We start from the raw sequence: 14,812 nt of genomic DNA on the forward strand, positions 1-14,812 counted from the left end.
CCAGTTGAAAAAGAATACTTTATTTGTCATTACCTGGCTATATGGGATATCGTTAGTCGTATCTTTTGTTATTTATGCCTTTCAGGTGGCAGATGAAAATGGAACGATTCATACAGAAGATCAAAGAACGAATCTAACGACATTTGCTGTAGCCCTATTTTTCGCAGTCATTTTATTTTCCATCAATGCTTCGGCTCATCGAGAAGAGGGAGATACGGTTAAAAAAAGCCATATTTTTGCCGGGTTTTCGTTAGCTGCATTCTTTATTGTATGGAGGTTTTCAGTGCAGTTTTTCTAAGGTTACCATTTTGGTAGCCTTTTTAAAATACGAGGGATACATTCGAGCTTAGCAGTAACGCTTTACAAAGAAAGGGGTAATCAATCTGAACAAAAAGCGATTTACACGTTTTTCAGTGATTTATACGGTTCTTGTAATCACTAGTTTTTTTATCTGGGCTTTTTCCGTGCAAGAACCGGATGGGACTTTAGATGTCTTTACATATAAGGAGATTGTGATCAGTTACATTCTTCTAATATTCATTGCAGTGATTGTCGTCATGATTTCTTTTTCCGCCAGCAAAGAGGAATCTTCTAAAATTAGTAAAAAGGCAATTCTATCAGGTCTAGCGGTAGCATTCGCATTTCTAATTTTGAGAGTACTTATGAGTATTTATGGATCGTTCTCGTAAATGATTAATTTTTGAGAAGTTTTATTTTGAGGATGCTGAACAAAAAGCGATTTACAAGAGTTTCAGCTACTTTTGGGATTATTGTGTTTGTGAGTTTATTAGTTCAAGAGCATTTATTAAAAGAATAATCCCCCAGCAATGGAAAATCGCTTAATAAATGAGGAGGAAGATCATCCTGAACAAAAAGCTATTATCCTATATTTCTAGTATTTTTGCGATTCTTGTGATCGTTATTTTTTTTATTTGGGCATTTACTGTTCAAGAACCGGACGGTACACTTGATATTTTTAAGTATAAAAAGATTGTGATTACATTTATTGTCCTTGTCTTTATGGGTGGTATTTTTTCAGCCATAGAATTTGCAGGAATAGGTGAAAAGTCTTCTAAAGTGAGGAAAAAGAGTGTGATCGTAGGTTTGACAATGGGTATTAGTTTTCTTGTTTGGAGATTATTGATGGGTATTTTCTAAAACACTTAATGAAAAAAGCACGAGTGTTTATTATTTAAGGTACAACGTTATTGTTAAAAAACGTACATAACTAAAATGAGAAACTCTCAAAAGAGGGTATAGCAGGAGACTTTGGTTCTGTCTTTTTAGTCTTTCACTAAAACAGTTTCTACAATAAGGAAATTAGACTCAGAAACCAACATACGTAATATTCGTATAAAAATTAGATCGTTTATATTAAAGAATGTAAATGGGGATGAACAGGATGAGAAAAACAAGGTCACAATTTCTTATGCTTATGATGATTGTATTACTCGTTTTGACCGCTTGCAGTGAGGATGAAGCAAGTTCTGAAAAGAAAGAAGATCCATATAACCAACAAGCCGAAGAAAAAAACGCAGAGTTAGAATTAGCCCCAATTGAAATCTCCTCTTACGGTAAAGAGATTGGAGCAACCTTTAAAGCACCGAAATATCAAGAATTTGCCGTTAATGGAAAAGTCGTTATTGAAGGCGCTATTGAAGACTACTCCCAATTAAAAGAGGATTATGCTTGGATTAAGGTTGCTTCAGCGAAAGAAGGACCTGCGGGGAAAGACCATGAATATTATACACCGATTCAGGAAGGAAAATTAAAGCAGGATATTCATTTTTTTAATGGTGAAGGGGAATACAACATTTCTATACAGCTTCCGAGTAAAGATCGAGAAAATTACTTTTATGACACTATTGAATTTAAAGTGATCAATGTAAACCCAGAAATGAAACGGGACATTAGTTATACTCCGTTTGGAAACGAAGTTGAGCTAGCAATTGAGATGGACTCAAGTTTCGTCGAGGCTGATGGAGTCTTTTCATTAAATGGGAAGGCTGGGAAATTAGCAGATGCTGAAACCATTATGCTTGCGTTAAAAAAAGACTCAGAAACTTGGAAACATGTCATTCCAGTTCAAAACGGTCATTTTTCCTATGATGTGCCATTATTCTACGGAGAAGGTATACATGAACTAGAAGTGCTCGTTCCACACCAAGAGCAAGAAAATTATTACCAAGTCGGAACAAGCATTTTAATTGATAATCAATCAAACCAATTGATGGAGCCGATTATTTTCTCTGACATCTATTTAGAACGAGGGGTTACATTAGAGTATCCAACATATGGTGGGGAAGAGGCAGACGATTCTTATCGCATCAAAGGAAAACTAGATCCAAAGGCGGAATTGGCAGCAGAAACCACACATCTTTATATCACAACCAAAAAGGGAGAAGATGAAGCGTTAGACGTCATCCCTGTTGAAAACTTTCAATTTGATGACTCGTTTTATCTACGATTTGGACCCGGTACTTATGAAGTGACGGTAAGTGTTCCGGAGATCCATAAAGAAAATCGAGATTACTTCCGTTATTTTGGTTTTGCACAATTTAAAGTGGATTCAAAAGCAGAAAAAGATGAACGAGATCTTCTTCCTTCACGGGGCGTTCAATCGGATGACCCAAAAATCGTTGAACTAGCAAATCAAATGACGGGCTGGAAAGCCAACGATCGTGAGAAAGCAAAAGCCATCTATGATTATGTAGCACAAAATGTAAAATATGATGTTCAAAAATATAAGAATGATGAATTTCGTTGGGATGATAGTGCTTTAAAAACGCTGGAATTAAAGTCCGGTGTTTGTCAGGACTATGCGTTTTTAGTGATTGCCCTTCTTAGAGCAAGCGACATTGAAGCTAGATTTATTGAAGGAAGAGCAGGTGGCGGTGCTTTTCCTGGAAGACATGCTTGGGTAGAGGCAAAAGTAGACGGTAACTGGTTGACGATGGATCCAACATGGGGTTCTGGATATTTGCAAAATGACCAGTTTGTTGCAAAGTTTACTGATAAATATTTCGACCCAGATATGGAGGAATTTACCAAAACGCATACACGAACAGGAGTTTCTTATTAACATAGAATAAATTGCGAAATAACTAGAAAGATAGAGCGGAAAGGCTTTATTTAAATAGAATTCACGGATAAAAATCTGTTTATTTGTAACGAAACGAGTCGTAATTTTAAGGTTATTGACTTTGTATTGTAATAAAACTGTAATCTAAGACCCCTTTTCATGTGGTATAAATATTACATAGGAAAGGGGTTGTCTTATGCGTTCCTTAAAAAGGATTTTTGCCGCAGGGGTTACTAGTATCATTTTACTTTCAACCACCGTTGTTGCAAATGCAGAAACAAGTCAAGAACTAAAAGGTCAATTACAAGAAAATGAAGCGCAAATTATTGAGATGCAGGAACAGAAGGAAGCGCTTACTAACCAAGTGGAAACAGTTCAAGCTAATCTTCAATCCATTGAAAATGAAATTAATAAAAACAATGAAAATATTAATGCCATTCAAAAGGATATTGAAGAAACAAAGCAACTAATCGAGGAAAAGAAACAACAAATTGTTATTTTACAAGATAAAGTACTAGCTAGAAAAGGAATTATGGAAGAACGCTTGGTTTCTATGCAGCATACAGATCAAGTGAATATTTTCTTAGAAGTTATTCTAAATGCTGAAAATATAGTAGATTTATTGGAACGTGCAAGTGCCGCTACAACCATATTAAGTGCTGATAAAGAATTGATAGTACAGCAGCAGAATGATTTAAAGCAGATTGAACTAGAAAAAGCTGCAATCGATGAGAAAGAGCAGCATTTAAATGAGCAGTATTCTGTGTTAGCAAAAGAACAAGCTAAATTAGAGCAAAATTTAGAGAAGAGACAACAAGAGCTTACAGCTCTTCAAAACGAATATAATCAAGTATCAAGCGAAATTTCAGATGCTCAACAAGAAAAGGCTGCTATTCAAGCAAAAATAACCGAAGCTCAAGAAAAATTAAAAAAAGAGCAGGAAGCAGCTAGAGCAAGAGCAAATCAGATCGTTCAAGAAGCTTCTGTCGCAACAGTAAGTAAACCGACCACTCAAAGTACTAGTAACAAAAGTACTCAAAGTACTAGAAGTGGAAAAGAATTCTATGTGACAGCGACAGCTTATAGTCATGAAGAATCCAAACACGGTATAACCGCGTTAGGTTATAATATTAGAACAAATCCAAATATAAAATTGATTGCGGTTGACCCTTCCGTTATTCCACTAGGATCTAGAGTATGGGTGGAAGGATACGGAGAGGCGATTGCTGGCGATACAGGTGGTGCCATTAAAGGTCACAAAATTGATGTTGTGATGCCAAATGGTGCTACAGCTAGACAATGGGGCGTTAAGACCGTCAAAATTGTTATACTAAACTAATAGATAGAATCATATAGAGAAACGAAAAAAGGTGCATGACCCAAACGTGTAGGAAAGCATAATGGGTTAGGCACCTTTTTTTGCAATTATTGTAAAAAAACTTTAAAATGGAGATAGAAAATTAACTGAATTTATAAAATAGAATAATAGGATTTAAAATTAAGAATTCACTATTAAAAGATTAATAAATATAGCTGTGCCTAAATCATTAAGGAGGGAAGTTACGTGAGTGAACAGATGAACCCGATTGTAGAGCATATTTTAAATAATATAGAAAAGGTCATGATCGGAAAAAGAAATGTAGCAGAGTTAAGTATTGTTGCCTTATTAGCCCAAGGTCATGTATTACTTGAAGATGTACCTGGTGTTGGAAAAACAATGATGGTCCGTTCGTTAGCGAAGTCTGTCGGGGCCAACTTTAACAGAATCCAATTTACACCAGATTTATTACCCTCTGATATTACTGGTGCTTCTATCTACAATCAGAAGGAAATGGAATTTCAATTTATTCCAGGACCGTTGATGGGAAATATTATTTTAGCGGATGAAATTAACCGAACTTCTCCTAAAACTCAATCTGCTCTTTTAGAAGCGATGGAAGAGGCGAGTGTTACCGTTGATGGCGTGACCTATCATTTAGAAAAGCCCTTTTTTGTTATGGCTACACAGAATCCTGTTGAGTATGAGGGGACATACCCTCTTCCAGAAGCACAGTTGGACCGGTTTTTGTTAAAAATGAAAATGGGATATCCAGATCTTGATGAGGAAATTGAAGTTCTAAATCGTGTAGAAAAAATAGCACCTATTGAACAGATCGAACCTGTCATTACACTTGAGGAATTGCGTAATTTACAAAACCAGGTGAAGCAAGTTCATGTGGATGATACCGTGAAACGTTATATCGTTGAAATTTCAAATCAAACTAGAAATCATGAAAGTATCTATATGGGGGTAAGTCCTCGCGGTTCAATTGCTTTAATGAAAGCGGCTCAGGCACATGCTTTTATGTATGGAAGGGGCTATGTGGTTCCTGATGATGTACAAGTATTAGTTCCAGCCGTGTTTGCGCATCGTTTGATTTTAAAAACAGAGGCTAAATTTTCAGGAATTACACCAGAAGAACTATTGGACCGTTTGCTTAAACTTGTCCCAGTTCCCGTGCAAAGGGTGGTTTAAATGAAAAACATCTTCCGGCAGGGAGTGAAGTTCTGGAAGCCCTTTTGTTTGTTTCTTCTTCTTGCTACCACATTTTCGTATGCAATGTTTCAAGGTGGCTTTGTCAGTTGGTTTTTATTCTATAGTTTTCTTCCTTTCGCCTTATATGCCCTCTATCTATTATTTGTTTCGTTACAAAGTTTTACAGTTCAAAGAAATCTAAGTAAATTGGAATCCTTTGCTCATGATGATCTAACGGTTACGATTGAATTGAAACGAAAACATTCATTTCCGCTACTATTTATTATGGTTGAAGATGTATTAAATCCATCTATGCAAACTTCAGTGAAAGATAAAAAGAACAAAATGATTATTTTTATCGGGTTTAAAAAGAAATTCTCTTTTCAATATGACATTTTGGATTTACCGAGAGGTGAGCATGTTTTTCCCTATATCCGAATTATGACATGCGATTTACTTGGGATGATTGAGAAAGAGAGAAAAATTAAATTAGCAGAAAAGATTTTGGTATTTCCCTCCTATAAAGAATTTATTCATATGCCTGTGGGCAAATTTCTTGAACAAGGTAGGCTGTTGGCAGGTGATCATATACACAAGGAAACTTCAAGTGTGGTCGGGATTCGTGAGTATCAACAAGGGGATCGCTTTTCTTGGATTAATTGGAAAGCATCAGCCAAACGAGGCTGGATGGTCACAAAGGAATTTGAACAGCGCTCTTCATCAAATGTGTTAATGGTACTTGATACTGCGCCAACAAAACTATTTGAGAGTATGGTTTCGTTTACAGCTTCACTAGGACAAATTTTATTATATAAGGGCACACAGGTCGGTTTTTTATCATTTAGCGTAGATCCTGTATCCATGCCCATTCATGGGGGTGAAGCAAGTAGACAGCAATTATTTTATCATTTAGCAAAAATTCAACCTGACTGCCCTAAACCTCTCGAGAGAATTCTTTTAGAAGACCCATTCTTTATGCAGAGAGGAACCACGCTAATATTTGTGACCAGTCGGTTAACAGAGTCCCTTATTGAAGCAATAAATAAATTGGTAGCAGGAAAAAGCCCAGTCATCCTCTTTGTGGTAGAAATGGAACATAGTTTAGTTACCTCATTAAATCAATCATTAAAGTTAATGGCCAGATCATATAGAATCTTAGTCGTTTTCATCCATGAAGGACAGTATTCAACTGGACAAATGGAGGTGAATCGGGCATGAAAAAACGGATGGATCTATCTTTTCTGTTATTAAATACCATTGGTTTTTTGTTGCTCTTAGAATGGATTTGGCCGCTAGATACTCTATCAAATACGGCAGAAAAGTGGGTTTTTCTTGTTTTTCTTTTGGTGTGCTATGTTCTCTCTTTTATTCGATTTCCGATAATTTTAAACGTCTCTATAAAAAGTCTGATGATCCTCATTTTACTCTATGAGATTTATATAAAAGAGGGGTTCTTGCAGTTTGAGTGGATTACAGTCTTTGCGTCTGAAATAAAGTACAATCTTGTACTTTTATTTTCAGGAAACTGGATTGAGTTAACCCATTTGTTCCGCAGTCTATTGTTTTTTATATTATTAGGATTTATGGTCTATTTGCTTCATTATTGGTTAATTCAACGAAAAAGGATTTTTGTATTCTTTCTTTTAACAGCGGTTTATATTGCGATTTTAGATACGTTCACTCCGTATGATGGTCGCTGGGCAATGATTAGAACGGTTATTTTTGGAATCCTGTTAATGGGAAGTCTCGCCTACCAACGCATATTCAAAAAAGAAAGATTAGATTTTCAAGCGAAGACCACACGAAAATGGATCCTTTCACTACTTGTGATGCTCACATTAAGTGCTTCGATTGCTTATAGCCTTCCAAAGGCAGACCCCATATGGCCTGATCCCATCTCTTATATCCAAGTCTTAAGTGAAACTGGTGGCGAACCAGGATCAAAAAGAGTCGGGTATGGGGTAGATGACAGTCAGTTAGGGGGTTCGATGACAGGAGACAGCTCGGTTGTGTTCAGAACAAGGGTGGAATCTCCACATTATTGGAAGGTCGAAACAAAGGATGTTTATACAGGAAAGGGTTGGATTCAATCACAAGAAGAGTTAGAACCTGTTGAGTTTTTACCAGAAAATAAGGTGCCTATTACTTCCATTCTTGAAAATGGGGCTGTTGAAAAAACAGAACAAACTAGCTATGTGAGGCAAGTCAAACAATATCCACATGTCGTATATCCTTTTGGAGTGACAACGATTCAAAGTGAAATGAATTATCGATTTGAACTAGATCCAACGATAGAAAAAGTATATTCGTTTGCTGGAACCCAGCCTTTGGGAATAAATGATTACTCTGTAACATTCGAAAAGCCGAGTTATTCAATGACTGCACTCGAGGCAACAACGAATGTTCAGGATACGAACTTGAGTAAAGCCTTCCTGGATCAGTACACCCAGTTACCCCAAGAACTTCCAAGTAGGGTCAAAGATTTAGCGCTCGAATTAACAACGGATGAGGACACTTGGTACAGTAAAGCAAAAGCAATTGAGCGATATTTGAAGGGTCCGGAATTTACCTATAGCTTACAAGATGTAGCTATGCCGAACGGGAATAAGGATTATGTGGATCAATTTTTATTTGAAACGATGGTTGGCTACTGTAATAACTTTTCAACTTCCATGATTGTTTTATTGCGTTCATTAGATATTCCAGCGCGATGGGTAAAGGGCTATACTGAGGGGGAGTATATTGGCTATGTCGATGGAATGTATGAATACGAAGTCACGAATAACAACGCCCATGCCTGGGTAGAGGTCTACTTTCCTCTTGTTGGTTGGGTGACGTTTGATCCAACTCCAGGTTTTTCGAATGTCATTGATTATTATTACAATGAAGAAGAATCAGTGGAAGAAATCGCTGCAAATGTCGAAATGACTCAAACTGAGAATCGGGATGACTCCGACGAAATAGCAGAGTCTGGAAATTTAGAAGAAAGTAAGAATTTTTCATGGCCAGGTTTTTGGGATCGAATGACTACCTCTTTTACCAATAATGTGAGTTGGATCTATGGATTTTTATTGCTGTCTTTTATAATCACTATCTATTTATATCGAATTCGGGCTAAATGGCTGCCTGTATACTATATAAGAAAGTTTAGACATTCAGAGGAGAATGAATGTTTTGTTGATGCTTATCAAATTTTGTTAAAACAATTACATCGTGCTGGTTTTAAAAGAAAAGCAGGACAAACATTAAGAGAATATGCGACGGAAATAGACCGTCATTTTGCAACGAAAGAAATGACCTTCTTAACAGGGCAATATGAAAAATATTTATATGGAAATCGACTTGAAAATGGGACATGGGATGCAACTAGACAGTTGTGGGAAAATTTAATAAAAAAGTCGGCATCTTGACCATGCTATAAGTCAATAGTAGAATAATGTTCATAAATAAGAAATTTGGAAGTATCTTCGTTCGAAAAGATTATCTTCCTTCCTATAACTACCTTCATATAATTTCGATAATAAGGTTCGAAAGTTTCTACCAAATCACCGTAAATGATTGGACTATGAAGGCGGAAATCTGATTGTTATGGAATTCTGCCTTCGTTTTTTGAAGGAGAATTCTTTTTTTAATAAAGAAAATTAGGATGTTTTACTTTATAGTAATAAGTGAAGACTAGTAGTATACCAATATGGATGAGGTGAAAGGTTGATGGGGAAGGCAATGCTTGAAAATCAAGAAATGATTGTTGTTCTTGATTTTGGAAGTCAATATAATCAATTAATTACGAGAAGAATCCGAGACTTTGGTGTGTATAGTGAGTTACATCCGCATACCATTACAGCAGAAGAAATTAAGCAAATGAATCCAAAGGGGATTATCTTCTCTGGCGGACCAAATAGTGTATATGATGCAAACGCATTTCATGTTGATGAGGCTATTTTTGATTTAGGCTTGCCGATTTTAGGTATCTGTTACGGCATGCAATTGATGACTAAACATTTTAATGGAAAAGTAGAACAAGCTGAAAATCGTGAATATGGAAAAGCTGATATTGAAGTCAAAAATGAATCAGCTTTATTTGCTGGCTTGCCGAAGGAACAAGTTGTTTGGATGAGCCATGGTGACCTTGTTGTCGAAGCACCAGCAGGATTCACAGTTGATGCAGTCAGCACATCATGCCCAATTGCCTCAATGAGCAATGAAGCGAAAAAGTTTTATGCCGTTCAATTCCACCCAGAGGTACAGCATTCTGTACATGGATTTGATATGTTGAAAAACTTTGCCTTTAACGTTTGTGGCTGTAAGGGCGATTGGTCTATGCAAAATTTCATAGAAATCGAAATGGAAAAAATTCGTCAAACCGTTGGAGATAAACAAGTCCTTTGTGCATTAAGCGGTGGTGTTGATTCATCCGTTGTTGCGGTATTAATCCATAAAGCGATCGGAGATCAACTAACCTGTATTTTTGTGGATCACGGTCTTTTACGTAAAGGTGAAGCTGAGAGCGTAATGGAGACTTTTGCAGAAGGATTCCATATGAATGTCATTAAAGTGGATGCACAAGAACGTTTCCTTTCTAAATTAGAAGGTGTAAGTGATCCTGAGAAAAAACGAAAGATTATTGGAAATGAATTTATTTATGTGTTCGATGATGAAGCGACAAAATTAAAAGGGATTGATTTCCTAGCTCAAGGAACCCTTTATACAGATATCATCGAAAGTGGTACAGCAACAGCACAAACAATTAAATCTCACCATAATGTAGGTGGTCTGCCTGAAGATATGCAGTTTAAATTGATTGAGCCACTTAATACATTATTCAAAGATGAGGTTCGTGCCCTAGGAACCCAACTGGGAATTCCAGATGAAATTGTTTGGCGCCAACCATTTCCAGGACCAGGTCTTGGAATTCGTGTACTAGGTGAGATTACGGAAGAAAAATTAGAAATCGTCCGAGAATCAGACTTTATTCTACGTGATGAGATTAAAAAGGCTGGTTTAGAACGTGACATTTGGCAATACTTCACAGTTCTACCAAATGTTCGTAGTGTTGGTGTCATGGGGGACGCTCGTACGTATGATTATACAATCGGTATCCGTGCCGTGACATCTATTGATGGAATGACTTCCGATTGGGCAAGGATCCCGTGGGATGTACTTGAGAAAATCTCAACTCGTATTGTCAACGAAGTGAAACATATCAATCGCGTCGTGTATGATATTACAAGTAAGCCACCAGCAACGATTGAGTGGGAATAATCATTTGAATAAAGCACCACTGAATTTCTTTCAGTGGTGCCTTTTCATGGATAAAAAACGAACGTTTGAAAAGTAGGCTAATATAATGTTCGTTTTTTTATTGACGAATGGAATGGTCGTTGTTAAAATATGAAGGTAAATTAAAATTGCATAGAAAAAACATCGTATAATTTGGGGAATATGGCCCATAAGTATCTACCAAGCTACCGTAAATAGCTTGACTACGAAGTGTAACTCAGACTTGGACTTATTTTTTATGTTCAAGGTTGTAATCAAGCGCTTCGTTATGATAACGAAGTGTTTTTTTGATTTTGTCCCTTTTTTGAATTGATGAGTGTCTTAAATATTGGGCATTATAAGAATCGTATTATTTCATGCATATAGTTGGCATTTCAGCTTTTAATTAAAGGTCCAAAGTCATTATTAAAGGACTTATTTTAGGGGGAGCATCATGAAAAAGTATTTTCAGTTTGAAGAGTTAGGAACAAACTACCGCCGTGAAATTATTGGTGGTTTAACTACTTTCTTAGCGATGGCTTATATTTTGATCGTTAATCCCATTACGCTAACATTACAAGACGTACCAGATCTTCCAGAGCATTTGAGAATGGATTATGGTGCGGTGTTTGCAGCAACAGCTTTATCAGCTGCCCTAGGTAGTATCATTATGGGGCTAGTCGGGAAATATCCACTGGCTCTTGCGCCTGGACTTGGGTTAAATGCATTTTTTGCTTACACTGTTGTATTAGGAAGCGGAGTGCCTTGGCAGCATGCGTTAGCAACTGTATTTGTTTCAAGTATGATTTTCTTGATTTTAACGTTAACAGGATTGCGTGAAAAACTAATTAACGCGATTCCGATTGAATTAAAGCATGCAGTTGGTGCAGGTATAGGACTGTTTATTACGTTTGTTGGTCTGCAAACATCAGGCATTATTGTGAGAAACGATGCTACATTAGTTGGAATTGGTGATCTTACTCAGCCAAACACACTTCTTTCTATTTTTGGAATCATTGTAACGGTTATTCTAATGACTAGAAAAGTAAAAGGCGGCGTATTTATCGGAATGGTCATTACGATTATTGTAGGGATGATTTTTGGATTAATTGATCTTCCAACAAAAATCGTCGATAAGGCACCAAGTTTAGAGCCGACTTTTGGGGCAGTATTCACAGCATTCGGGGATCCTTCTTTCTATACTACGGCAATGATCGGGGTTATTCTAACTTTCTTATTCGTTGATTTCTTTGATAACGCTGGAACTCTAGTAGCGGTAGCAAATCAAGCTGGATTTGTGAAAGACAATAAACTTCCTCGTGCTGGAAAAGCGTTGTTATCTGATTCAATTGCTTCTGTTGTAGGATCTATTTTAGGGACTTCAACCGTAACGTCATATGTTGAGTCTTCAACAGGTGTAGCAGCTGGAGCTAGAACTGGTTTTGCTTCGCTTGTAACAGCAGCTTGTTTCTTGCTTTCTATATTCTTTTTCCCATTATTATCAGTGGTTACATCATATGTAACAGCACCAGCTCTAATCATCGTAGGTGTATTAATGGTTGCTTCATTAGGGGATATTGATTGGAAAGATTTTGCGATAGCAGTACCATCCTTTTTAACAATGGTCATTATGCCTTTGTCATACAGTATCGCAACGGGTATTGCGGTAGGATTCATATTCTATCCAATTACGATGATTGCTACAGGTCGTCGTAAGGAAATTAGTCCGATTATGTATTTATTCTTTGTCATATTTGTTCTGTATTTTATTTTTAAATAGATAAAAAGCAGCTGACTATATAAAGTATAGTCAGCTTTTTTGTGCTTGGATGGATATTGACAATAATGGTAGGGATTTATATCCTGTAGTAAGAGTGGAGTGTGAATACATCATGACAGGTTTAATGGTGCAAAAAGTCTTAAATAACAATGTGTTAATAGGTGAACATAGTTCATATGGTGAAGTAGTCTTAATTGGAAAAGGGATAGGGTTTAATCGGAAAAAAGGTGATCCTATTGAAAGAGATATGGCAGAAAAAATGTTTGTCTTAAAAAATGAAAAAGAGCAAAAGAATTATATAAAATTACTGCCAAATATTAATAATGATTTATTAGAAACTATCATTTCGTCAATTGAACATATTAATAATAGGACTGTTAATGAACTGAATGAGCATATTCATGTTGGATTAACAGACCACTTAATGTTTGCGATCCATCGGTTAACAAAAGGAATTGAAATGAAGAATCCATTTCTAATTGAAACAAAAGCCTTATATCCTCATGAATATCAAATTGCAGAAGAAGTAGTAGAACTTATTGGTGAAAAAACAGGATTTTATCTTCCTGTAGATGAAATCGGATTCATTGCTCTTCATATTCACAGTGCGGTCATGAATAAAAATTTATCTGATGTTAATCGCCATTCGCAGCTTGTCTCTTTATTGGTTGGATTAATTGAAGAAGAATTAAACATTTCTATTGATAAGAATAGTATAGATTATATGCGCCTTGTTAGACATATAAGATTTACCATTGAACGTATTCTAACAGGTGATAGGGTAGAAGAACCGGAAAAAATTTCTTCTCTATTGAAAGAAGAGTATCCATTATGCTATAATCTATCATGGAAACTCATTAAAGTTATGCAGAAGTCGCTGCAAAAGCCTGTATATGATGCGGAGGCAGTTTATCTAACGATGCATCTACAAAGGCTTCAAAAGAAAGTTAAATAATTATTATCATCTAATACGTGTTACTGATTCGATCAGGCATGAGTAGAAGAAGATAATTAGATAGTTATGTTTGGGTATGATAATACCGAACATTCTATTTGATTACTCTTTTGCTCATGCCTTTTTTGTTTTTTAAAATTAATTACTTCTGAAAGCGGTTTAATGAGTTAACTAATGGAATGGAGGGTTAATAAATGTTTAAGAAAATATTTGGTGTGTTACAAAAGTTAGGAAAAGCCTTAATGCTCCCAGTAGCACTTTTACCAGCGGCTGGTTTATTGCTCGGTATTGGCAATGCTATGCAACAAGGAACGATGCTGGACTTACTTCCGTTTTTAGGAGCGGATTGGATTCAATTAATCGCTACTGTAATGGAGGATGCAGGCAATATCATTTTTAGTAACTTAGCCTTAATTTTTGCTGCTGGAGTAGCTATTGGTTTAGCTGGGGATGGAGCGGCTGCGCTTGCAGCTATTGTTGGTTATTTAGTTTTGAATCAGGTAATGGGTTCATATCTAGGTTTAACGGCGGATATGGTTGGCTCAGATCCTGCCTACGCAACTGTATTGGGAATTCCAACCCTACAAACAGGGGTATTTGGTGGTTTAGTTGTTGGTCTTATTGCTGCAGGGTGTTATAAACGTTACCATAACATAGAGATGCCGTCATTTTTAGGTTTCTTTGCCGGAAAAAGATTTGTTCCGATTATGACAGCAGTCGTATCACTTCTTGTAGGGTTATTATTATTGGTGGTTTGGCCTCCAGTTCAAAGTGTGATCAACAGCGCATCTATGTGGCTAATCGAAGAAGGAACCTATTTTGCGGTATTCTTCTTTGGGTTTATTAAACGTTTGTTGATTCCGTTTGGATTACATCATATTTTCCATGCACCGTTCTGGTATGAATTTGGTTCTTATACAACATCCGCAGGTCAAATTGTTCGCGGAGATATGACAATTTTCTTTGCGCAATTAAGAGATAATGTTGAAATTACAGCGGGTAACTTTATGGCTGGGGAATTCCCGATTATGTTGTTCGGACTTCCGGCTGCTGCTTTAGCGATGTATCATACAGCCAGACCTGAAAAGAAAAAGCAAGTAGCTGGTTTGTTAGCAGGTGGAGCTTTAACTTCATTTTTAACAGGTATTACAGAACCACTTGAATTTTCATTTATGTTTGTTTCGCCGATACTTTTCGTTATTCATGCTTTTCTAGATGGTT

The 14,812-nt window shown here is 36.5% G+C and carries 12 protein-coding genes and 2 riboswitches (1 of these 14 cut by a window edge); all 12 genes read left to right on the forward strand.

Annotated elements, in window-relative coordinates:
* The first annotated feature begins 4 nt into the window (after positions 1 to 4).
* Positions 5 to 298, forward strand: a complete 294-nt coding sequence (locus Q5760_RS02145; protein WP_428910643.1) for a hypothetical protein — start codon at positions 5 to 7, stop codon at positions 296 to 298.
* Positions 299 to 413: 115 nt separating this feature from the next.
* Positions 414 to 689 (forward strand): hypothetical protein, encoded by a 276-nt coding sequence (locus tag Q5760_RS02150; RefSeq protein WP_428910644.1) that lies wholly within the window; start codon positions 414 to 416, stop codon positions 687 to 689.
* A gap of 157 nt (positions 690 to 846) precedes the next feature.
* Complete coding sequence (locus Q5760_RS02155; protein WP_428910645.1) at positions 847 to 1,158, forward strand: hypothetical protein; 312 nt, start codon at positions 847 to 849, stop codon at positions 1,156 to 1,158.
* 244 nt (positions 1,159 to 1,402) lie between these two features.
* The gene (locus Q5760_RS02160; protein WP_428910646.1) at positions 1,403 to 3,082 is read left to right on the forward strand and encodes a transglutaminase-like domain-containing protein; all 1,680 of its coding nucleotides are present in this window, start codon (positions 1,403 to 1,405) and stop codon (positions 3,080 to 3,082) included.
* 196 nt (positions 3,083 to 3,278) lie between these two features.
* On the forward strand, positions 3,279 to 4,421 hold the full coding sequence (locus Q5760_RS02165; RefSeq protein WP_428910647.1) for a 3D domain-containing protein: 1,143 nt from the start codon (positions 3,279 to 3,281) through the stop codon (positions 4,419 to 4,421).
* A 237-nt stretch (positions 4,422 to 4,658) separates the two neighbouring features.
* Positions 4,659 to 5,597, forward strand: a complete 939-nt coding sequence (locus Q5760_RS02170; RefSeq protein WP_428912471.1) for an AAA family ATPase — start codon at positions 4,659 to 4,661, stop codon at positions 5,595 to 5,597.
* Between the two features lie 24 nt (positions 5,598 to 5,621).
* The gene (locus Q5760_RS02175; protein ID WP_428910648.1) at positions 5,622 to 6,815 is read left to right on the forward strand and encodes a DUF58 domain-containing protein; all 1,194 of its coding nucleotides are present in this window, start codon (positions 5,622 to 5,624) and stop codon (positions 6,813 to 6,815) included.
* Entirely contained in the window at positions 6,812 to 9,007 is a 2,196-nt protein-coding gene (locus tag Q5760_RS02180) for a transglutaminaseTgpA domain-containing protein (protein WP_428910649.1), read from the forward strand. Before Q5760_RS02175 ends, Q5760_RS02180 begins: the two co-directional genes overlap by 4 nt.
* A 74-nt stretch (positions 9,008 to 9,081) precedes the next feature.
* Positions 9,082 to 9,183, forward strand: a riboswitch (purine riboswitch).
* A gap of 122 nt (positions 9,184 to 9,305) precedes the next feature.
* Complete coding sequence (gene guaA, locus Q5760_RS02185; RefSeq protein ID WP_428910650.1) at positions 9,306 to 10,859, forward strand: glutamine-hydrolyzing GMP synthase; 1,554 nt, start codon at positions 9,306 to 9,308, stop codon at positions 10,857 to 10,859.
* 142 nt (positions 10,860 to 11,001) lie between these two features.
* Positions 11,002 to 11,103: riboswitch (purine riboswitch) on the forward strand.
* Between the two features lie 207 nt (positions 11,104 to 11,310).
* Positions 11,311 to 12,636 (forward strand): NCS2 family permease, encoded by a 1,326-nt coding sequence (locus Q5760_RS02190; RefSeq protein ID WP_428910651.1) that lies wholly within the window; start codon positions 11,311 to 11,313, stop codon positions 12,634 to 12,636.
* Positions 12,637 to 12,748: 112 nt separating this feature from the next.
* Entirely contained in the window at positions 12,749 to 13,591 is an 843-nt protein-coding gene (gene glcT, locus Q5760_RS02195; RefSeq protein WP_428912472.1) for a glucose PTS transporter transcription antiterminator GlcT, read from the forward strand.
* Positions 13,592 to 13,785: 194 nt separating this feature from the next.
* Positions 13,786 to 14,812 carry the 5' portion of a glucose-specific PTS transporter subunit IIBC gene (gene ptsG, locus Q5760_RS02200; RefSeq protein ID WP_428910652.1) on the forward strand. The gene runs 1,004 nt beyond the window's last position, so 1,027 of the gene's 2,031 nt are visible here — the first part of the coding sequence; its start codon is at positions 13,786 to 13,788; its stop codon lies off the right edge, out of view.

Origin of the sequence: Niallia sp. Kr1 (assembly GCF_050389805.1) — a bacterium.
In the GTDB taxonomy this organism is placed as follows: Bacteria; Bacillota; Bacilli; order Bacillales; family Cytobacillaceae; genus Bacillus_BD.